We start from the raw sequence: 22,454 nt of genomic DNA on the forward strand, positions 1-22,454 counted from the left end.
GAGTATGCGGGTCTGCTGCCTAAAATGCAACAGCAGAGGGTCGAAGCACCAAACAGTGAGAATCGGATCTTACAAAGACCCTTCCGATTGTAGCCTTTCTCACAAAAAATGGAAGTTGTTTTCCATTTTTTGTCAAGAACTAGGAAAACTCTGTCAGCTTAGCTTGACAATACGGACTAATGCCTGACTCTGCTAAATCCTGAGAATGGGCCGCAAAAACTTGGGCACGATCGAACGGCGCTGTTTTCTGCGAAGATCTGGGTGAACGGCTGCGGCGTAGTCGGCCAGACAGTTAGCAGACAATTTTTGACTTGCCGTAATTGGAACCAATACAATCCGTATAGATGCACCCATCTTTACCCTGTTTCCCTGAATTGAATCATACGCAATCTGCGATTGAATAAAGCTTACGAGCTTTAGTTGTAAGCCGGCAACTCTGGATGAGAGACCGACGATCACCCCAAATGAAGCGTTGCGGGTTTAGTAGTGCAACAGGGGCTTTCATTGTTAAGTTAGCTCAAATCTCAGAAATTGGGTTTAATTTCGACGTTAAATCACATTAAGTTATTAACGTCACATTCTCATTTAAGCAGTTCTACACGAGTTTGTCTCGTCAGTGGCAAAAACCACCAGGATAAATTTTACTGAGAGTTAACCCGCCGCGCAACTCCCGGCTGCAAACTGCTCTAAAATTTGTGGGCTTTCGGCTCGCACTGGCGCGATCGCGCCTTCGGGGAAGCAACACAATTCGCTATCTTCCGGAAGCACAACTTCACGCTTCCTTTAAATATATCGTGACAGTGTGAAGATTGGATAAAGCGATTAAATCAATTTTAGGTAAAATTTCCTAATTGTCTGGATGATTTCAAGCAGACAGAACAAATACCCAGCAGAGGTTGCTGCAACGGAGGACTCAGGAACACTTCAAAAAAACAGGAAACTTACCAGTTAGCGATGTGCTTGCTGTTGTACGATCGGGCATAAGCTGCTCGATGGGCTTAAAAATGTGGAAATATGACGCTGGTGCGATCGCTCTAATTTCTCGACTGATTGATTGAGTCCAGAACCACTTAAATAATAGCTATAGCCTTTCTGAGATAGATGAGGTACAAGTTGAGATTTTAGATTCTTCGACTTCGCGAGCGAACAAGTTTGAGATTGAAGAATTTGAGATTGGGGGATTGGAGGATTGAAAGATTGGGGGATTGGGGGATTCGGAGATTCGGAGATTTTGTAATTGTTAATTAATTGGTGAATACCTCATCTTTTCGAGAACCGCTATATTTAACGAAACCGCGAAGACGCTTTCATGCGCGAAGGAAGAAAAGAGCAGAAGGAAAGACTAAATTCTTGATTGCGAGACATATTACTGCTGGTTGCGCAGCCGGGGATTGACAAATTCGTTTAATCCTTCTCCTACCAAAGACAGCCCAACTACCATTAAAGTCATTGCCAAACCGGGAAACAAGGCTGTCCACCAAATACCGGTAGGTAGCGCATCTAAAGCTAAACGCAAATCGTGTCCCCATTCCGGAGTTTCTTCGGGAAGTCCCAAACCGAGAAATCCTAAGCCTCCTAATGTTAGAATTGCGTCAGCGGCGTTGAGCGCGAACAGCACTGGTACGCTCTGAATGACGTTGAGAAACAAGTAGCGCGACAGCACTGTCCAAGTGTCAGCACCCATTGCTCGGGCGGCTTCGACAAATAGTTCGGTTTTGACGCTGGCGGTGTGATTCCTGACGACGCGGTAGTATTGAGGGATGTAGGAAATGCTCAGGGCGATCGCAGCATTGAGAACTCCTTTTCCCACGACAAATGCTAAAGTTAAGGACAGCAGCAACCCCGGCAACGTATAAATTGTATCCATTAAAAATAACAGCACGCGATCGAGCTTGCCACCCAAATAACCGCTAACCAAACCCAGCGGCACTCCGACAAACAAACTCAACGCTGTTGCTAAAATCACGACTTGCCAAGCCGCCCGCGAAGCAAACAGCGTCCGGGAAAAAACATCGTAGCCACTGCGGCTAGTCCCGAACCAATAATTCGCCGACGGCGGTTCGTGAATCGGGTTAATCAAAGCATCGGTAGGATTTTGCAGCCATCCCCAAGCTTGCATTGCGGGAGACAAGGTTGCTACTATGATAAATAAGGCAGTTATTGCCAAACCCGCCCACATCATCTTCATTGACAGGCTTGACGGTGAGGCAATGTTGAGAAATCGCGGTAACTGAACTTTGTTTAGTGTCATTTTTAGCCGTTTACTCTGTGAAGCTTTGTCGGATTTTTGCTAAATTTTCTTTGGCCGCTGTGCAATTTTCATCGAAAGTCAGCGCTAATTCAAATGCCGATACTGCATCCGGCCAGCGCTTCAGGTGAATATAAGCTAGACCCAAACAGCAAGCCGGGTCGGTGGTGGTGAAACTTGGCTCGAAAGGTTCTCCTTTATAGTAGCTGCCATCTTTACCCAGTTGCAGACAATTCTCAAAGTAAGCAACGGCACCTAACGGAAATCCTATATTAATTAATGTCATGCCAGCTATATAATTTAGAGGAGGATAGTTGGGACACCATTCCAGACCTCGCTGACAAAGTAACACGGTTGTTTCATAATCTCGATTTTGGAGCGATCGCCCTGCTAAAGTAAAAACTAAGGAGGGAATGAAACCAAATTCTTCTGGAGGGTTGCCGTCTATCAAATGCGGAAACAATCTTTCTAATACTTCCTCCCAGCAGTCTCGAGCTTTCTGTTCTTCCCCCGCTGAGCCGTACATCCCAGCTAGGGAGTACAATAACATGAGACTAAGCCCTTCTTCTTGTCGAGCCAGTTCTAAGATGGGAATATTGCGGTTGACAACTTTGGCGGCGAGTTGTTGGTGGCTGTTGGGGTGATGCAATACTCTGACACTATCTAAGTCCCAGACTTCACTGTCGCTAAAACTGCGGTTTTGATGCTGGATTTGCTCGTGAAAACGACCGAGATATCTAATTTCTGGGAGATTGCGAAACAAACGGGTCATGTGTAGCGGAGTCATTCCCGATTTATGCTTGGCTTCTGTTCTAACGATCGAATAAGCCAGGGCTTCAGGTTGGGATTTGAGCGTTTCTCTAAAATCAGCCGATCGCACAACTAACTCTTCATCTGCATCCAGCACTAAAATCCACTCACCCGTCACTAAAGATAAAGCATAATTCCGCGCCGCCGCAAAATCGTCGCACCACTCAAAATATCCGACTTTTGCTCCGTACTGACTGGCAATTTCCGGCGTACCGTCCTCAGAGCCGGTATCGACTACAATTATTTCATCAACGTATGGTTGAACGCTGGCCAAACAGCGCCCTAAATTCTCGCTTTCATTTTTAACGATCGCACAAAGAGATAAAAATGGTTGAGAGCTAAGTGCTGCATTAATACTCATTTTTGCTGCTATATCTGGGAATGTAACAAAAATCAGTCGTCGCTGGCAAGATAAAGTACGGCTAAAATACTTGGGAGAGCAACGAAATCTCGATCGCCAACACTGAACTCATCAATAAATGTTTCGCTAAAAACGTCGCCGTAAGGCAAAAGTAAATCTGTTAAGCTCTCTTGAGTGTACTTGCGAACGTGCTCTGGTTCTTCATCGGGGCCGAGGCAATTGTTGGGTACGGCAAAAAAAGCTCTGCCGGACGATCGCAACACCCTAACTACTTCTTTGACACAAGCTCGATCGTCGTCGAGATGCTCTAAAACTTCTGTGGCTACTACAACATCAAAACTGCGATCGGGAAAAGGAATGGACGGTAAAATAGAAACTACGCCCGGGATATGTTTGGGAAGTTGGGCGATCGCGCTTTCAGAAATATCCAAGCCAGTTACCGAATTGCCAAACTCTAACAACTGGCTGGCGAGGACACCAGTACCGCATCCGATTTCCAAGACTTCCAGTCCGTGTCCGACGCCCCAACAAATTCTGCCGAAACAGCCGGGATATCGACGCCAAGTTCCGGCGCCTTCTTGTTGCCAAATTTGATTCCAGTAGTCTGGCTGGAGATTCAAGTTAGTTTGTGTCATGCGATCGGCTTTCGTTCCCCAAGCTTACTTTTTTTGAGCGCTCCGAACCCAGTGCCATCAACCAGGTTTCTGTGGGACGAGGGTCAGTCTCATGTTATCAAACATTATCGCAGGCGATCGGTCAGGTTTGTAGTGAGGACTTCAGTCCGCGCCAAAGAAGGACTGAAGTCCTCACTACAAACCAATGTGGCGCAAGCCTACAAATTACTGGCAATTAACTCGCGGTACTGGCTTTTCGGCTTAACTCCCTTGAGTTCAGTCACCAAAGCTTTGTCTTTAAAATACTGAATCGTCGGCGTACCAATCACGCCAGCATTTTCAGCAATTTCGGGATCTTCTTCGATGTCGATTTCCACGTAGTGGATTTTGCCCTCGAACTCATCTACCACTTTGCTCAAAATCGGTTTGAGGCTGTGGCAAGGGCCGCAACTCGGAGCCGAGTATTTGACCACAATCAGTCGATCGCTATCGTGGAACAACTTCCGCAGAGCATAACCTCCTTCGTGGCGGGTGTCGTTGATATCAAAGTTCTCGCTGGTTTTGCGAACTTTGGGAGCCGACGGCTCAGCGGGTGACTGGGACTCTTCGGCTTGATGGAATTCTTGCATTAAACCGTTGGAAGACAGCCACCGCTCTGCGAGCATCGCCCCCATGCAGCCACTACCTGCTGCGGTGATAGCTTGGCGAAACTCGTGGTCTTGCACGTCGCCAACAGCATAAACTCCATCGACACTGGTTTCTACCGAACCGTGTTTGGTGGCGATATAGCTTAGTTCGTCGAGTTCTAGCTGACCTTGGAAAAGTTGGGTGTTGGGAGTGTGACCGATCGCGTAAAACAAACCCTTCACCAGCAAATCGCTCTCGGCGCCGGTCTCAATATTTCTCAGTCTCACCCCATCCATTTTGCCTCCTGGCTCTCCCAAAATATCCAGCGCTTCGGTGTTCCAGTGCACGGTAATTTTAGGATTGCTCAGCACTCGGTCTTGCATGGCTTTGCTAGCGCGCATCTGACCGCGCCGCACCAACATGTGGACGTGAGATCCGTATTTTGTCAGATAAATAGATTCTTCCGCTGCGGTGTCGCCCGCGCCGATGACAGCTAAATCTACTCCTTTAAAAATTGGGGTGGCGCCGTCGCAAATCGCACAGGCAGAAATGCCGTGACTCCAAAATATGTGTTCGCTAGGCAAACCCAATCTTTTGGCAGTCGCGCCTGTGGCAATTACTATGGTGTGGGTTTTGATTTCCCTGTCGTCCGATCGCACTGTAAACGGACGCTGGGTTAAATCAACGTAAGTTACATCTTCTGTATATAACTCCGCACCCCAGCGCACTGCTTGAGCTTTCATCCGATCCATCAGTTGCGGCCCGGTGATGCCTTCGGGAAAGCCGGGGAAGTTTTCGACTTCTGTGGTGGTCATCAGTTGACCGCCGGGAATGCCTCCGGTTTGGTAGCCTTCAAAGACTACTGGTTTCAGATTGGCTCTCCCGGCGTAGATGGCTGCGGTGTAGCCTGCTGGGCCTGAGCCGATAATTACTAGGTTTTCTACGGTTTCGTTGCTCATAGTTATTTAATTGAACTCATAACGACTTCGTTTTACTTCAATGATAGCAAATGCGGGACAAGTTGGATCGAGTATATCTACTATTTTTCCGGGAATCAGGGCGATCGGCACAACTAAAACTAATTAGATAAGTAAACAGGATGGAATAATTTATTTTATTTTAAATGTTCAATCAATCGCCGAAAAATCTGAAAATAGGCCCCCCTCACTATTGATTCTATTCTCATTTATTTGACGAATTTGCGCTGTTTCAGCTACAATAGGATTTTGATACTCAAGGGGTGCTATGACTATTTTTGGTTTTTTAGCCTGAAACCCTTTAAACTCGTCAAATAAACGAACTCAGCAAATTTAAAAAATCCAAATTTTTGTGCAAAATAGGCAGTTTATAGGTTAAGAATTGTAACGGAAATTTGGTCGATTTGACAAAATAGCCTATTTGTGGTATTAAAGGTGCGTCGGGAGCAATGGAATTGAGATTTTCAACCAAAGCACATGGGATTTAAGCCCCCACCTTGAGGTGGATTGTTTTTAGGCAGGGGCTTAAATCCCCTGCCTAAAAACTTCGCACTCAACTGTCAACCCCTCGACTTCGCTCGGGGCAAGCTGTCAACTGTCAACTGTTAACGCAGATGTACGCGGATTAACGCAGATAAAATGGATGGAACAAAGATATTGTTTGTGTGCAGTCAGAATAAGTGGCGCAGTTTAACGGCCGAGAAGATCTGCGAGAAAATTAGCGGGTACAGCGTGCGATCGGCTGGAACCGAAAAAGGTGCGAGAATTAGAGTAACTGAAGGTTTGCTCGGTTGGGCCGATACGATCTTTGTGATGGAAAAGAAGCATGGATCTCGACTTCGCAGCAAATTTCCCGAGAGTATTCAGGGCAAGCAAGTTATTTGCCTGCAAATTCCCGATAATTATAGATATATGGAACCGGAGCTAGTCGAGCTTTTGCAGGCGAAACTCGGCTTGTATATGGAAATGCCAGATAACGACATAAATTTTATGGAGCGAGTGTTGGAACCGGAGGTGATGGATTCTTGGGAAGAGGCGATCGAATACGATGCGATGGACTTTACTGAGGTTAATGCTGCGTTTGCCAAGAGTGCGGCTGCTTTGGGGCCGGTTTTTGGAAACGTTTTGGACGCGGGGACGGGTACGGCGCGAATTCCGATCGCCCTCATTCAACTGCGGCCGGAATGGAAATTGACCTGTATTGACTTGTCTGCAAATATGCTGAAAGTTGCAGCGCACAATGTCGAACAGGCCCGAGTGCGATCGCAGATTAATCTCGAATTAATTGATGCTAAAGCCATGCCCTATCCTGAGAATTGTTTTGACATGGTGATTTCCAACAGCATTATCCACCATTTGCCCGACCCTCTACCATTTTTGCAAGAAGTCAAGCGAGTCTTAAAACCGAACGGAGCAATATTTTTGCGGGATTTACTCCGGCCTCTGAATGAGATAACCAGGGATAATTTAGTTCAGATGTATGCGGGAGATTGCAACTCCCATCAGAAACAATTGTTCGGCGATTCCCTACAAGCGGCTTTTACCCTGGATGAGGTTGAGACCATGGTGGAAAGTGCGGGATTGGAGGGGTTGAGGATTTATGAATCTTCCGACAGGCACTGGACGGCGGAGCGAGCTTGGAGGTAAAGTGCGATCGGGCGATCGAACTAAATTTTTCCTGTTCTATCCTGAATTATCTCATATCCCCTCAAAGTTGTTCGATCGTTCGGAATGCAAGTCCTCGAATTTTGATGAGGACTTGCATTCCGAACGATCGAACCGATTTTTGTCGCTTATCTACTTAATCTAACTTTTGAAATTTTGATCGGGACTTGCATTCCGAACGATCGAACCGATTTTTGCCACTTATCTACTTAATCTAACTTTTGAAATTTTGATGAGGACTTGCATTCCTGACTGCGAACCGATTTTTGCCACTTATCTACTTAATCTAACTTTACAGTATCGAATATGACCCGATCGCGCCCTGCGTCTTTAGCTTGATACAGCCAACCGTCTGCTGCGTCAATCAAGCTTTCTTTTAGAATTTCCGGTCGAGGAACCGTACTCGCTACTCCCAAACTCAGTGTAACACAAGCAGACACTGGTGAGTTAATATTTTCAATTGCCAGTTTTTTCACACAGGCTCGAATGCGCTCTGCAATCGCAACAGCAATCTCGGGTGAAGTTCGAGGCCAAATTACCGCAAATTCATCACCTCCGTAACGAGCTAGCAGCGTCTCCCCTGAAACTTCGCCTGCTGAATATTTTACAGCCTCAACAATTGTTTTTGCTACCTGTTGCAAACAAGCATCTCCCGCATTATATCCGTAAGTATCGTTATATTTCTTAAACCTGTCAATATTGCATAAAATCAAAGATAGCTGTGCTGTTTCTTCTCCCAATTTCTGCCATGTTTTCTCTAAGTGTTTGTCAACAAGTAGGCGGTTAGCCACCTGAGTTAATTCATCTGATTTAGCAAAGCGAGACAATTTGGCATTAGCTGCTTCTAACTCAGCTTGTGTGACAGATAATTTGTCATAAAGTTCGCTCATATAACAAGTAGTTTATTGGTGGATTTGGGATCGAGCTACCAATACTTTATGCACGTCTAAGGGTGTCATTTTCTCTCCCTCATCTTTTATTGGGGTTTTGACTAGCTTTTTAATTTTAGTCATTTTTTCAGAAATTTGCCAAACAGAAATGCACTCGATCGCGCCCTGCGTCTTTAGCTTGATAAAGCGAACGGTCTGCTGCTGCAATCAAATCTTTTTTGGAAATTTCTAGTCCAGGAACCGTGCTTGCTACTCCCAAACTCAGTGTAACACAAGCAGACACTGCCGAGTTAATATTTTCAATTTCCAGTTTTTTCACCCAAACTCTAATTTGCTCTCCAATCGCAACAGCAATCTCGGGTGAAGTTCGAGGCAAAATTACCGCAAACTCCTCGCCTCCGTAACGAGCTACCAGCGCCTCTTCCGAAACTTCTCCTGCTGAGTTTTTGACAGCATCAACAATAGCTTGGGCTACTTGTTGCAAACAAGCATCTCCCGCCTGATGTCCGTAAGTATCGTTATATTTCTTGAAAAAGTCAATATCGCATAAAATCAAAGATATTTCTGCTGTTTGTTCTCCCAATTCCTGCCATGTTTTCTCTAAGTATTGGTTAAAACAGCGGCGGTTTGCTACCTGAGTTAAGCCATCGGAGTTAGCAAGGCGATACAATTCGGAATTAGCTGTTTTTAATTGAGAATTCGCTGCTTCTAGCTCAGATTGTGTCACCGATAAATTGTAGTAAAGTTCGCTAATATACCAAGTAGCTTGTTGGTGAATTTGGGATAAAGCTACCAATACTTGATGCACGTCTAACAGTCGGTAAACTTGAGGTGCTAACTGCACAACAATCGGCTCGTAAAGCTGTTCCGGCGGGCGCTGCACGGCTCGCTGAGCTGCCATGACAATTAAGGCTACTCCTGGTAAAATCAAAATATCGGTTTGAGCTATTTGATACAAAGCCATAATCGGTCTGCAAGCAAATATATCTACTCCGTAAGGGCGGCTCATCCTTTCCATAAATCGCCTGCGCGATATCATCCCTAAAAAATCGCCATTTACGGTCAAGATGACTCCCGGAAGCAGTGGGTGAGATTGAAACAACCGAGCTACGTCTTTGGCTAGAGATGAAGCTTCAATTTGAAAATTCAAGACAGCCATATCCTTAAGAGTAGACTCTAAAGTTAAATTTTCAGGTGGTTTTTCAGGCGAGTTAGATGGCGCGATAAATTCCACAGAAACAACCCTGATCCGAATGAACAATACAACAGTAACAAACCTAGTCTCAGCTCTTAACTTATATTAACATTTCTTGGTTGGCAGTGGCTGTACTCTTGACTACAGTGTTTGTTTGAGGAGCGGCTGATTCGTTAGCTTCGGCAGTGTGGATTGCATTGGTTCATCCTCAGTTAATAATAGACTTATAGTATTCTTGATTTTTTTACTGTTGGCTTGTTGTCGGGGAAAAAAACGGTTTCTGCGCCAGTCCTTAACTCATGTAGGGCGCAGACTAACTCAACAAAATCAGTTTTTAAGCCGAGCCGAGGTCGTAACTAAGTTGTGCGCAAAAAAACGCGGTTTCTTGGCCTGTCCTCAAATCAAAACCCAAAACCGCGAAGGGTGGCGAGAAACTAAGCAATTTCACAATTACCAGAAAGAATTAGTTGAAAGCCGGAACCCTTTGAGGGAGAAATTAAAATCAGACTATTAATTACTCCAATCCTCGGACTTAAGGGTAGAGGTCACTCTCAAACTGTCAAGCGGTCAACTGTCAAGCGGTCAACTGTTGAACTCACCAACCCCAAGTTCCGATTCCTCCCTTAAACGGGCCGACAATATCTTTGGTAATCCAACCTCCGTAAAAATCCCCTGGTTGAGATTCCACTAATTCCCCGTCCACATAACAAGCATCCATCTGGCTCGGATAAAAAGCCACATAATCTTTAATAGCTGCAAAAACCTGATTGGGATGGGGATAAAACCAAGCAGCATTTACAACTTCCTTCGACCCTACCGTCACAGTGTAATAACCGGCTTGTCCCTTCCATTCGCACCAAGATCCCCGTGAAGTTTTATGCAAATATTCCATTTGGATGTCCTCGGGAGAGATATAGTAGGCTGGAGGGTGACTTGTCTCCAATACCCGAAACGGGCGACGCGTGTCGGCGATCGCCATTCCGTTAAAAATAATCTGTACGTGTTTAGTCGATTCCTCAAGACGAGGGGGACGCGGGTAATCCCAAACCGACTCTTGACCGGGGCCTGGCTCTATGCGATCGAGGTTCACTGACACAATCTCCCTTACAAAAAACAATTAGCGACTTAGCATTACAATTTAATGTAGCCTTAATCTAGTCCCTGCTTCAGACAAAGCCAGCTTTTCTCAAATCTCCCTCCTATGAGCATTCGCGGTATAGATGTTTCCGACTACCAGCCCAATGTCAATTGGTCAGCAGTTGCCAAGGGAGGCATTCTCTTCGCATTTGTCAAATCGACCGAAGGTACAACATTGGTCTCCCAAACTTTCGCCGGCAATTGGGCCCGAATGAAAGCTGCGGGGATTCAACGCGGTGCTTACCACTTTTTTCGACCGGAAAGCAGCGTTCAAGGACAAATAGATTTGTTCCTCAAAACTGTCAAACTCGAAGCGGGGGATTTGCCGGCAGTCTTGGATTTGGAAACTACGGGTGGTTTGAGTGCGGACGAATTGTGCGATCGCGCGACAATTTGGCTCGAAGCAGTTGAAAAAGCCACCTTGATGCGACCAATTATCTACACTTTCCCCGGATTCTGGGACAACCTCGGGACACAGCGCTTGGCCGATTATCCGCTATGGATTGCTCACTATACCAGTGCTGAGGAACCTTGGGTGCCCGGCGGCTGGAAGACTTGGACTTTTTGGCAGTACAGCGACACCGACAGCGTGTCGGGCGTCTCGGGCAATGTAGACGGCAATATTTTTGAAAGCGTCCGAGAAGGCGCCGTCAATTATAAAGTTGCAGACATCCAGAAGCAATTAAGAATTAAAGGTTTCTATCAAGGCGCGATGGACGGCAAATTAGGAGCTACCACCACAGCCGCGCTCATCTCGTTTCAGAAATCTCAAGGTCTCAATGCAGACGGCCTCGCAGGCATCAAAACCTGGGCCGCTTTGATGAGAAAATCTCCCAAAGTAATTGTCCCCCCTCCAGCGCCGACACCAACTCCGAAACCAACTCCGAAACCCACTCCGACACCCACTCCAGTACCAGCCGCGCGGCTGACTGAGCTATTCTCATCTTATCAAGCTAGCGCTAGCCAAGATACTGCCTTAATTTGGCTGCAAAGTCAAGTTTCTACCTTTGTTTTAGGGGAATTTGCTCAAAAGTGGCGGACAACTGCTGTACCTGGCGACACTAATTTGCGATTAATAGATGTCGGCAAATTTTATCGCGGTTTGGCAGAACAAGACCAAGCTTTAGATTGGCTGCAAAAACAAATTTCTCCGGCTGTGATTGCCGAGTTTGCGCAAAAGTGGCGTTCTCAATCTAATGCTACAAATTCTCCGATTCGGCTGATAGATTCCTGCAAGTTTTATCGGGCTGCACCAAACCAAAACCAGGCTTTGGATTGGCTGGAAGGGAAAATTTCGCCGGCAATTCTCTCGGAGTTTTTTCGCAGGTGGCAGAATGCTGGCCGTGATGGCAAGTAATATTATTGGGGGGAAAATAACCCTGGTCGGTTCGATCGTTCGGACTTCAGTCCTCAAAGTTTTTAAGAGGACTGAAGTCCGAACGATCGAACCAATCTCATTTGTGTGAGGTACAGATTGGTAATTAGTAATAGTTAGCAATTATCAAAATATTTGCCCAAATATGACCAACTTCTAGTCATTGGGCCTAAAAGCGTTCAGCCTTCAGCCTTCTAGCGTGTACTTTCAGAAAGGGGCTACTCCATCTTTGACGCCAAGAGAATTATCTGATAAAGTTATAGCCAATATCAACGTTTTTTAATCTTATTCAGAAAAATCCAGGGCCCTGCCGAGTTTGTATCAGCGCCAAATATAGCGCCTGCACTCTAATCACCCGCGATCGCACTTGTAAAAGCCAGCGGGCAGCCTGTAACAATTGTATCTATGGAAATCCCCTTTAACATCACCCTGTTGATGGTCATGACCGTCACCTGTGGTATCAGCGCTCAAGTTCTGGCCGCTTATCTGAAAGTTCCGGCGATCGTATTTTTGCTGCTATTCGGTATTTTAGCAGGCCCCGATTGCTTGGGACTGTTGCACCCCAATCTGTTGGGCAGCGGCTTAGAAGTTATGGTATCCCTTTCAGTAGCCTTAATTTTGTTTGAAGGCGGCTTGAATTTGGAATTGCGAGATTTAGGCAAAGTTTCCGGTAGCATCCGCAATTTAGTTACTTTCGGCACTTTAATTACCCTCATTGGCGGCGGAATGGCCGCACACTGGTTGGGAGAATTTCCCTGGCCGATCGCATTTCTGTATGCTTCCCTAGTAGTCGTCACAGGCCCGACAGTAATCGGCCCCTTGCTCAAACAAGTATCCGTTGACAAACAAGTCGCCGCCTTGCTAGAAGCCGAAGGCGTTTTAATCGATCCCGTCGGGGCAATTCTGGCGGTATTGGTACTGAATATTATTTTAAACGGCAATGCTGATTTATTTGTCTTGTTCCGAGATTTAATCGTGCGGCTTTTAGTTGGCGCAGTCGTCGGAGTTGCGGGAGGTAGGCTGCTGGGATTCATTCTCAAGCGATCGCAATTTCTCTCAGAAGACTTGAAAAACTTAGTCGTTTTAGCAGGTTTGTGGGGATTGTTCGGCCTAGCAGAAGAACTCCGCAGCGAATCCGGGCTGATGGCAACTGTCCTCTCCGGCATCGTCCTCAGAGCGGCTGCTGTGCCGGAAGAAAGGCTGCTGCGGAGGTTTAAAGGTCAGCTTACAGTCCTGGCTATATCCGTGCTGTTCGTCCTGCTGGCGGCCGATTTATCCCTCGCCAGTGTAGTCGCCCTCGGTTGGGGAAGTTTGTTTACAGTTTTAGCGTTAATGTGGGTAGTCCGCCCGATCGACGTTTGGCTTTGCACTTGGAACAGCGGGCTGAATTGGCGGCAAAAATTATTTGTTTGTTGGGTAGCACCGAGGGGAATTGTCTCAGCGTCGATCGCATCTTTATTTGCAATTTTGCTCACCCAGCGGGGAATCAACGGCGGCGACTCAATTAAAGCCTTAGTTTTCCTGACAATTATCATGACAGTTTTCGTGCAAGGGCTGACGGCGGGATGGATAGCTCAACTGTTAGGAGTTACCTCAAAATCAGCAACCGGTGCAGCAATTGTCGGGTCAAATCCTTTAAGCAGATTAATTGCTCGCTTATTTCAAGAACGCGGAGAATCTGTGGCAATTATCGACACCAACCCGGAAGCTTGCGCCCAAGCTGAAAGAGAAGGTTTGCGAGTGTTTTTGAGCAGCGCTCTCGATCATAGCGTGTTAGAAGAAGCCGGACTCGATTCGATGGGAACATTTTTGGCAATGACCAACAACGGCGAGGTAAACTTAGTGTTAGCTCAACGAGCAGCGGAGGAGTTTGCACCGCCGAGAGTTTTGGCATTATTCCCCAAAGACCCGCAAGCCAATGCACCTGCAAATAACAGTAAAATCAATCAAGCCTTTGTCTCCGATTTGTCGCTCAAGGATTGGAACGAATATTTGAGCGACAACGAAGTTAAATTGGGCGAAACCGAGTTAAAAAGCGAGGGATTGCAGTTTCAAATTGCTCACTTGCAAGCTTTGGTGCAAGCTGGAGAGTTGGCGCCGCTGTTGCTGGAAAGACAGGGATATTTACAAGTAGTTTCGGCGACCGAAATTTGGCAAGCAGGCGATCGCATTATTTATTTACTGTACGATCCTACACCAAAATTGTTAAAAAGATTGTCGGGTTCGTCGCAGTCTCGCTTGACTTTGGAAAAGCATCAGGTAGTTGAAGAAGTGCCGATTCCTTCTCCGGTTTTAGAGCAGGTTTTGGAGGAAACGGAAATAGCAAAGGATGCTAAAGTTTTGCAGCCGCCAGTTTCGCGGTAGGAGCACTATCCCCGATCGTACTCTGTAACCTGCTTGTCGCGATCGTCCTTACTCTGCTTCCCCAATTAAAGTAAACGCCGCCCAATTTCGCGGCTGGGGATGAGTTTTCATCGTGGTTAACATTGCCTGCCGCAATGCCTGTGCTTTGTCGGGATTATTTTGCAAGTTTTGATAAAATGCTTTCATCAATTCGGATGTCGGCGCATCGGGAACCGCCCATAAAGAAACAATCACACTCGGTACTCCTGCCGAAATCAAAGCGCGCGACAAACCAATCACCCCATCCCCGGTAATTCTGCCGAATCCAGTGTTGCAAGCACTCAAAACGACTAAACTTGCTTGCAGTTTCATGTCGAAAATCTCTTCTGCGGTCAACAAGCCGTCATCGTTACCAGAAGGAGCCAGGGCGATCGCACTTCCCAATCCGCGCAGATCGTCGAGCAATCCGTGGGTTGCTAGGTGAATAATCGATGCTTGGGGCATTTTTTGGACGATCGCAGCTTTTGTACCTTGTGCGCCCGTGATGGCTTGGGTGTTGAGCAGAGGGGCGATCGCGATCACTTCGGCTTCGGCCCCTGGTAGAGGAGACAATTGCCGTTTGGGTTCTCCTGGAGAGGGAGACACACTAGGCATGGTGGGATTGCCCAATACTAGAGCATTACCGCTGTTGGATTGTCGGCTCGATAACTTCTGTCGTTGCTGTCGGGTTAAATCCAATACTTGAATCGAAGGGGCGGTAAGAATCGTGTGTTTTTGGATTAAGTAAGTGCCGCCAGAGTCTTGCAGGGCGGGAAAAGGCACTTGGAACAGGGAACCTTGGGGAATGAAAATGACGCGGGCATTTGGATCTTTGGGTAAGAGGCTGGCAATGGGATCGATCAGCAGTTGATGCAGTGTCGGTAAGTCGGGTTGGGGTTGGGTGGAGCCAAAACTGCTCCGACTGCGGACAGCCAGGAATTCTTGATTGCCAACGATCAAGTTGGCTAGAGAGGCGTTGTGCTTCTGCCAGAGGGGTTTGAGGTCAACTTGGCGAAACGCGATTTCGCCCGTGGGTTGAATCACCCAAATGTAGAGAGCGGATTCACGCCCTACTTGTTTGCCCTGAATCTGGAAGCTGTCATAGACGATCGAATACTGCACCAAAGTGGCGTTCTGTGCTTTGGCAATTTGGTGGATTTGCTCTCGATCGGGAGAAGTGTTAATAACCGGATTGGTAGAACCTGAAGATAACCGTTCACTCAGGAGATCGACAAAGGCGCGGGCACGTCCCCGTTCGGAAATTTCTAACGCTGCGATCGGGTTGTTCTGAGCCACCCGGACTTGTTGTAAAGTCCGATAGGTGTTGGCTTGTCCTTCAAAGATGGAGACTTTATTCGCGTCGTTGGAACCGAGCATTTGACGCATCGATTCCCAAACTTGAATCCCATCAATCAGCATTTTTTCAGATTCTATTGGGTTGCCAGCTTTCAAGAACGCCAATCCCAGGTTGTTGAGCGCCCCACCCTCCCCCTCGCGGTATTTAATGGAGCGGGCGATGGTTAAATGTTGCTGTGAATACTTAATGGCTTTGGTATAGTCGCCCAAATAGAGGTAAGCGACTCCCAAAGTGCCCAGTGCTGTACCTTCCTCCTGGCGGTTTTTAATGGAGCGGGCGATGGCTAAAGATTGCTGTGAATACTCAATGGCTTTGGTATAGTTGCCCAAATAGAGGTAAGCGACTCCTAAATTGCCCAGTGCTGTACCTTCCCCCTCGCGGTTTTTAATGGAGCGGGCAATGGCTAAAGATTGCTGTGAATACTCAATGGCTTTGGTATAGTCGCCTAGAGAGCGGTAAGCACCTCCCAAAGTGCCGAGTGCTGTACCTTCCCCAAGGCGGTTTTTGAGGGCGCGATAAATTTGGAGTGCCTGTTGCCAGGAATTCAGCGCTGCTTGGAATTGGCTAGCCCGATATTGTTGGTTGCCCTGCTGCATTAGCCGATCGCCCTCTGCTTGACGAGCATTCGTAGTTTGAGCGATCGCTGGGAAGAGAGAGTCAGGAGTAGTTAATAGCGGGATAGTAGCAAGCAGGAACAGGGAAATGGAAGCTAGGAAAACATTAGTGAGCCTAGAGTGGGTCGATTTGAGTCGCTTAAATGGGGAATACAGCATAGGATTCTAGAGTTGGAATTTAGAGAATTAGCCCGATCGCTCTTTCTGCCCTCGTCGTGCGATCGCCTCAATCTGCCACAGGCGATCGACCTTCATAGAACCTTACTCTGTCTCCCCGAGCTCGCGGCAGGGATGGGGACTCTAATCTGAATTAGACGACAATTTTAGCGATCGCCCGATCGGCTTGAATCAAACCAGATCCACTAGCATAGTCAAATCCAACATCAAAACCGGGCGTGTTTGGATCGTCCATCTCCAGAGCCGTCTGCTCTAGTGCTCGATTAATATCCGCAGGACTTAAGCGGGGATTTGCTTGCAGCATCAAAGCCGCAACTGCCGCTACATGAGGAGCCGCTGCCGATGTGCCCCTAAAGTTGGGGAAACCGTCAGCATCTTGAGGAATGTCTGTGCCAAAGAACGTCGTATTGGTGTTGTCAGGCCCGACAAACTTCGGCTGCGGGCGAAACTCAGGTTTGGGTAGACGATTACCCCTCTCGTCAAACAGAATCGGAGTGCCGCCAGCCGAAGAAAAGTCTTCTAATCTTGCAGGATTTACACCGTAAGCAGGGGTGAGAAAGTAAGGGGCGGCTCCGACTGCTGCAACTCCTCTGGCATTACCGTGTCCATATACAGTTGAACTATTGGTGTTGTAATTGTTGATTTTGAAGGTAGAGGAAGCGCTCGCCACGTACTTCATCAAACCGGGAGCAGAACCCGATCGCTTGCCAATCATGAGATTGAACTGATCCGAGCCAAACGAACCATTATTGCGGAATGTGAGATTCTCGATCGGATCTCCTCCCACATTTGACAGTTGGCTGCTAGCCAAGATTTTTTGTTTTGTATTGTCAACCAGGTAAATATCGAGGTCGTTGGTTGAACGATCGAGCGGCGAGTCCCATTGGAATGAGATCGCGAAAGAATCATTTTTCGCCAGTGTGATGCTTTGATAGAAATCGACCCCAGTTCCTGGATCGAAGTCGTGAAGTTCTCCATAATTCGCGAAGAACCCAGCCGACTTGAAATCACTTTGATAGCTATCGCGAGCCGAGTTACCCGCAGAAGTATAGTAGGGAATACCCTTTTTGACGACCTCCTCGATCGCTTGGGCAATGATGCCATCCTGAAACATCGGTTCAGATGGGAAGCCCAGGTCGTCTACAATGATTTGCGCTCCCTGGGCTGCCAATGCGCGAATGCCATCAGCCATAGCCCTTTCACTTGCTTTGTAGAATTCTAGCGGGCTGTTAAACTGACCGCTGGCATAGCCTGTATGAAACAACAAATCGGCTCCAGGAGCAACATCGTGAATAAGTTGCTGCATGGCTCTGCCTTCATCGGTCGGCGTAAAAAAGTTATTTCCCAAATTTTCTGCCAACACCTTGCCTTTTACGGGCAAGTCACCACTTGCAATGTCTTGGGCCACCCCACCCAGCCTGTTGAAACTATTAGATAAAACCCCGATTTTGATGCCCGTGCCGTCTACCCGAAAGCGATCGCGCGCGACATCCGATCGCATTGCGCGATCGCCCTGGCTGGTGATTAATCCTGGATTCCCCAAGGTGAGAAAGGCTGCATTGCCGATCGTGCTTGCATGGGTGTTGTTCAGAATTGCCAGTAGCTCACCGGTCTCGGTGCTGATTAATGTATCGTTGCGATTGTCCCCTGTGCCTTGAGAGATGGTCAACTCATCAAAAGTTAACCCTCCAGCTAAACCGATCCGATCGCGCTCGCTCAGGTTGAAGTCAACAATCGTATCAGTTCCTTCCTGTGGTTTCAGCGCAAAGATATCGCGATCGCTCCCACCGATTAAAACATCTCGCCCCGCACCGCCCCAGAGTGTATCGTTGTCAGCATTACCCCAAAGTGTATCGCTGTCACCGTTGCCCAAGAGTATATCGTTGCCAGCATTGCCCAAGAGTATATCCTTGCCAGCGTTGCCCCAGAGTGTATCGTTGCCAGTAGTGCCCCGCACGATGTCATCACAGCCCTGTCCAGCCATGCGATCGTCGCCGCCTTGTCCATCGATCGCATCGTTTAAGTGGTTGAATCCTTGAATCTGATTGTTCAGATTATTAGGAAATGCGATCGGGCTGGCGCTGTTGCTGTCGAGAAGAAGATTGTTTTGAGCAAGGGAAGTAGACAAGGTTGTATTTGCAAAATCATTGTTCATGGAAGATGCTCCAAATTACAAAATTTATTCATGTGAAACTAGACCAGTCTTGGACGCAAGTGTCACAATTCCTTTCATGAGTTCAAAAGATTGAGCTATCGACGCCTTCTTGGCTTGTCCTTCTGCCGGTGATATTCCCTCATCAGGTCATCTTCCCTCAGCGGATCAAATTCCCTCGGCCAGGCATTTTCCCTCGGCCAGGCATTTTCCCTCGGCCAGGTATCTTCCACCGGCGAGGCATTTTCTCTTTGACATTCCCGATCGCTTCCGCGAACAAAATTTTGAGTTTTGTGGTCAATTCTAACGTTGAAACTACCAGATTCAATGATGGTTTTACCGCTTTTTATCTCATAGTAAAAGTGGTTTTGTCCGGGTTGCACCGCTAAATATCTACCGCTATGAATTGTGCCAAGAGACACTTTAAATCCTTCCGAATTTGGAGCTTTGTCGTATTCACGATCGGTATAGGGAGAAGGGTTTTGGTCAATCCAAGGGGTGACATTTCGGATCGTAACGCGCAACCCTGGAGCAGGCGGCATCGTGCTAGAAATGAATACTGCTTGTCCACCGATTTCCTCTGTGGTAGAGTAGGACTGACAACCGCCGGACTCATTGTATTGAATGACAGATGTAGTGATTACACCCATATTAAATTCCTCATATTGTTGAAATATGAATCCGATTTGAGGGGCAGACGATCCGGCGGATTGTGCATGGGTAAGATTGGACATGAGTGGAATACTCAACAGTGAAAATCCAATGACTTGAGAAACCCATTTTGCTTTGGTTGGTAGGATTGATTTTTTTGTTTTCATTGGCTTTACCTTGCAAATATCTGCAATGAACAGCGACTTTGAACAAACAGATGATTGATTTGAGAAATTATTTTTTAATTCGAGTCGTTCTTTACTTAAATCTTAAGCAAGCCAGATGGAAATTTCACTCGTTCTACCCACAGACCTGATGAAGAGAGAGGTGCAATGTTGATTGCGGGAAAGTGCAACGTATGTGAATATGTAGAGTAGGTGGTTCACTTCCATCAGTTTTGAGATGGAGACGCGATCGCCAACCAAGATTCATTCCACAGTCCGCCAGGGAATTAATTCGCTTGCTCGTAAGTCCGCCAGGGAATTAATTCCCTGTCTCATAGCGCAAGTCCTCGCTCAAGAGGACTGAAGAGTTTGACCGAGATGGTTGTAGGGACACGGCAATGCCAAGGCGTGTCAACTTAATGTCAAACGCAGTCAGAGACTGTTGGCGAGAGCATGAGATCTAGATCCCCCCTAGCCCCCCTTAAGAAGGGGGGAACCGGAAATTGCTCTCAAAGTCAACCCCTACTCCCCTTCTTAAGGGGGATTTAGGAGGATCTAGACTCAAGTAAAAACGAGATTTAATAGCTTCAGTCTTAAGTTGACACTTATTGGCAATGCCGTGTCCTTGAGGGGATTGTTCGATCTTCGCTCGGTATAAAAATATCAATCCAATTCGCTATTCATCAAAACTTACTCGGCCTCCCCAATTAGAGTAAATGCCGCCCAATCTCGCGGATTAGAATGAGTTTTCATTGTGGTCAACATTGCCTGCCGCAAAGCCTGCGCCTTATTCGGGTTGTTCTCAAGGTTTTTATAAAACGACTGCATCAATTCTGCTGTCGGTGCATCGGGAACCCTCCACAGGGAGACGATCACACTGGGTACCCCTGCTGAAATGAGCGCTCGCGATAAGCCAATCACTCCATCCCCGGTAATTTTGCCTTCTCCAGTGTTGCAAGCACTCAAAACGACTAAGTTTGCTTGCAGTTTCATGTCAAAAATCTCTTCTGCGGTCAATAAACCGTCATCGCTACCAGAAGGAGCCAGGGCGATCGCACTTGCCAATCCGTTTACATTATCGAGCAATCCATGCGTTGCTAAGTGAATAATCGATGCTTGGGGCATTTGTTGGACGATCTGGGCTTTCGTACCTTGCGCGCCCGTGATGGCTTGGGTTTTGAGCAGAGGGGCGATCGCGATCGCTTCAGCTTCGGCCCCAGGTAGAGGAGACAATTGCTGTTTGGGTTCTCCCGGAGACAGAGACACGCGAGGCATCGTGGGATTGCCCAAGACTAGAGCCCTGCCGCGATCGTTGGCTGGCTTCTGTGGTAGCTTCTGTCGTTGTTGTCGAGTCAAATCCAACACTTGAATTGAGGGGGCGGTGAGAATCGTGTGTTTTTGGATTAAGTAAGTGCCGTTGGGATCTTGCAGGGCGGGGAAAGGCACTTGGAACAGGGAACCTTGGGGAATAAAAATGACATGGGCGTTGGGGTCTTTTGGCAGCAGGTTCGCGATCGGATCGATCAGCAGTTGATCCAGCCTCCGTAAGTTGTGGTTGGGTTCGGGTTTTGTGGAGCGATCGCTGCTGCGACTACGAACAGGAATGGATTCTTGATAGTTAATGATTAAGCTGACTAGAGAGGCGTTATCCTGCTGCCAGAGGGGTTTGAGGTCTACCTCGCGGAATGTGATTTCGCCTGTGGGTTGAATCACCCAGATGTAGAGCGCGGATTCACGCCCTTCTTGTTTGCCCTCAATCTGGAAGTAGTCGTAGATGATGGAATACTGCACCAAAGTGGCGTTCTGTGCTTTCGCGATTTGTCGAATCTCGTCTTGGTTGGGAGCAGAGGCGATAACCGGATTGGCATCACCAGTTGATAAGCGCTCACTCAGGAGATCGACAAAGGCACGAGCACGTCCCCGTTCGGCAATTTCTAAAGCGGCGATCGGGTTATTCTGAGCCACCCGGACTTGTTGTAAAGTCCGATAGGTTTTGGCTTGTCCTTCAAAGATGGAGACTTTGTTCGCATCGTTGGAGCCGAGCATTTGTCGCATCGATTCCCAAACTTGAATCCCATTCACGAGCATTTTTTCAGCTTCTGTTGGGTTGCCAGCTTTCAAGAACGCCCATCCGAGGTTGTTGAGTGCTGTACCTTCCCCAAGGCGGTTTTTAATGGAGCGGGCGATCGCTAAACTCTGCTGTGAATACTCAATGGCTTTGGTATAGTCGCCCAAATAGAGGTAAGCGACTCCCAAATTGCCCAGTGCTGCACCTTCCCCAAGGCGGTCTTTAATTTCGCTGGTGATCGCTAACTGTTGCTGTAAATACTCAATGGCTTTGGCCGAGTCGCCTAGATTTAGGTAAGCCGCTCCCAAATTGCCCAGTGCTGCACCTTCCCCAAGGCGGTTTTTAATTTTGTGGGCGATGGCTAAATATTGCTGTGAATACTCAATGGCTTTGGCCAAGTCGCCCAAATAGAGGTAAGCACCTCCCAAATTGCCCAGTGCTGTACCTTCCAATTGGCGGTCTTTAATTTCGCCTGCGATCGCTAAATATTGCTGTGAATACTCAATGGCTTTGGCCGAGTCGCCTAGATTTAGGTAAGCGACTCCCAAATTGCCCAGTGCTGTACCTTCCAATTGGCGGTCTTTAATTTCGCCTGCGATCGCTAAATATTGCTGTGAATACTCAATGGCTTTGGTATAGTCGCCTAGAGAGCGGTAAGCCGCTCCCAAATTGCCCAGTGCTGCACCTTCCAATTGGCGGTCTTTAATGGAGCGGGCGATGGCTAAACTCTGCTGTGAATACTCAATGGCTTTGGTATAGTCGCCTAGAAAGCGGTAAGCGACTCCCAAATTGTCCAGTGCCAAACCCTCCCCCTGGCGGTCTTTAATGGAGCGGGCGATGGCTAAACTCTGCTGTGAATACTCGATCGCTTTGGCCGAGTCGCCTAGAGAGCGGTAAGCCACTCCCAAATTGCCCAGTGCCAAACCCTCCCCCTGGCGGTCTTTAATGGAGCGGGCGATGGCTAAACTCTGCTGTGAATACTCGATCGCT

The 22,454-nt window shown here is 47.5% G+C and carries 15 protein-coding genes; 3 read left to right on the forward strand and 12 right to left on the reverse strand.

All coding sequences use genetic code 11. From position 1 onward, the window contains the following. Nucleotides 1–192 precede the first annotated feature (192 nt). The 5 genes from QUB64_RS17360 to trxB all read right to left on the reverse strand — a co-directional run bounded on the left by QUB64_RS17360 (nucleotide 193) and on the right by trxB (nucleotide 5,619). A complete protein-coding gene (locus tag QUB64_RS17360) occupies nucleotides 193–354 on the reverse strand; it encodes a hypothetical protein (RefSeq protein ID WP_333272032.1) in 162 nt (53 codons plus the stop codon). A 1,012-nt stretch (nucleotides 355–1,366) separates the two neighbouring features. Further along, nucleotides 1,367–2,251, reverse strand: a complete 885-nt coding sequence (locus tag QUB64_RS17365) for an ABC transporter permease (RefSeq protein WP_333272035.1) — start codon at nucleotides 2,249–2,251, stop codon at nucleotides 1,367–1,369. Nucleotides 2,252–2,261: 10 nt separating this feature from the next. After that, on the reverse strand, nucleotides 2,262–3,419 hold the full coding sequence (locus QUB64_RS17370) for a glycosyltransferase (RefSeq protein ID WP_333272037.1): 1,158 nt from the start codon (nucleotides 3,417–3,419) through the stop codon (nucleotides 2,262–2,264). Nucleotides 3,420–3,451: 32 nt separating this feature from the next. Continuing rightward, nucleotides 3,452–4,054, reverse strand: a complete 603-nt coding sequence (locus QUB64_RS17375) for a class I SAM-dependent methyltransferase (protein WP_333272039.1) — start codon at nucleotides 4,052–4,054, stop codon at nucleotides 3,452–3,454. Nucleotides 4,055–4,251: 197 nt separating this feature from the next. Then, complete coding sequence (gene trxB, locus QUB64_RS17380) at nucleotides 4,252–5,619, reverse strand: thioredoxin-disulfide reductase (RefSeq protein ID WP_333272042.1); 1,368 nt, start codon at nucleotides 5,617–5,619, stop codon at nucleotides 4,252–4,254. 657 nt (nucleotides 5,620–6,276) lie between these two features. Here trxB and QUB64_RS17385 point away from each other — a divergent pair. After that, nucleotides 6,277–7,284: a methyltransferase domain-containing protein gene (locus QUB64_RS17385; protein WP_333272045.1), complete on the forward strand. Its 1,008-nt coding sequence runs from the start codon at nucleotides 6,277–6,279 to the stop codon at nucleotides 7,282–7,284. 299 nt (nucleotides 7,285–7,583) lie between these two features. Here the strand turns inward: QUB64_RS17385 and QUB64_RS17390 are convergent, their stop codons facing one another. The 3 genes from QUB64_RS17390 to QUB64_RS17400 all read right to left on the reverse strand — a co-directional run bounded on the left by QUB64_RS17390 (nucleotide 7,584) and on the right by QUB64_RS17400 (nucleotide 10,477). Continuing rightward, nucleotides 7,584–8,192 carry a diguanylate cyclase gene (locus tag QUB64_RS17390; protein ID WP_333272047.1) on the reverse strand — a complete coding sequence of 203 codons (609 nt, stop codon included), beginning with the start codon at nucleotides 8,190–8,192 and terminating at the stop codon, nucleotides 7,584–7,586. A 127-nt stretch (nucleotides 8,193–8,319) separates the two neighbouring features. After that, nucleotides 8,320–9,351 (reverse strand): GGDEF domain-containing protein, encoded by a 1,032-nt coding sequence (locus QUB64_RS17395; RefSeq protein ID WP_333272049.1) that lies wholly within the window; start codon nucleotides 9,349–9,351, stop codon nucleotides 8,320–8,322. Between the two features lie 631 nt (nucleotides 9,352–9,982). Further along, nucleotides 9,983–10,477, reverse strand: coding sequence for a DUF427 domain-containing protein (locus QUB64_RS17400; protein ID WP_333272176.1), 495 nt, complete (start codon nucleotides 10,475–10,477; stop codon nucleotides 9,983–9,985). Between the two features lie 111 nt (nucleotides 10,478–10,588). Between QUB64_RS17400 and QUB64_RS17405 the strand changes: the two genes are divergently transcribed. Both QUB64_RS17405 and QUB64_RS17410 read left to right on the forward strand, forming a co-directional pair. After that, entirely contained in the window at nucleotides 10,589–11,881 is a 1,293-nt protein-coding gene (locus QUB64_RS17405; RefSeq protein ID WP_333272052.1) for a GH25 family lysozyme, read from the forward strand. 423 nt (nucleotides 11,882–12,304) lie between these two features. After that, the gene (locus QUB64_RS17410; protein ID WP_333272054.1) at nucleotides 12,305–14,263 is read left to right on the forward strand and encodes a cation:proton antiporter; all 1,959 of its coding nucleotides are present in this window, start codon (nucleotides 12,305–12,307) and stop codon (nucleotides 14,261–14,263) included. Between the two features lie 48 nt (nucleotides 14,264–14,311). On the opposite strand, the gene QUB64_RS17415 is transcribed toward QUB64_RS17410, so the two are convergent. The 4 genes from QUB64_RS17415 to QUB64_RS17430 all read right to left on the reverse strand — a co-directional run. Next, the gene (locus tag QUB64_RS17415; protein WP_333394146.1) at nucleotides 14,312–16,411 is read right to left on the reverse strand and encodes a CHAT domain-containing protein; all 2,100 of its coding nucleotides are present in this window, start codon (nucleotides 16,409–16,411) and stop codon (nucleotides 14,312–14,314) included. A 151-nt stretch (nucleotides 16,412–16,562) separates the two neighbouring features. Further along, the gene (locus QUB64_RS17420; RefSeq protein WP_333272058.1) at nucleotides 16,563–18,584 is read right to left on the reverse strand and encodes a S8 family serine peptidase; all 2,022 of its coding nucleotides are present in this window, start codon (nucleotides 18,582–18,584) and stop codon (nucleotides 16,563–16,565) included. A 95-nt stretch (nucleotides 18,585–18,679) separates the two neighbouring features. Continuing rightward, complete coding sequence (locus QUB64_RS17425; protein WP_333272060.1) at nucleotides 18,680–19,399, reverse strand: hypothetical protein; 720 nt, start codon at nucleotides 19,397–19,399, stop codon at nucleotides 18,680–18,682. A gap of 687 nt (nucleotides 19,400–20,086) precedes the next feature. After that, nucleotides 20,087–22,454 (reverse strand): CHAT domain-containing protein (locus QUB64_RS17430; RefSeq protein WP_333394149.1); only part of this gene is annotated, 2,368 nt, incomplete at its 5' end.

It is taken from the genome of Microcoleus sp. Aus8_D2, from assembly GCF_036702665.1.
GTDB lineage: Bacteria > Cyanobacteriota > Cyanobacteriia > Cyanobacteriales > Microcoleaceae > Microcoleus.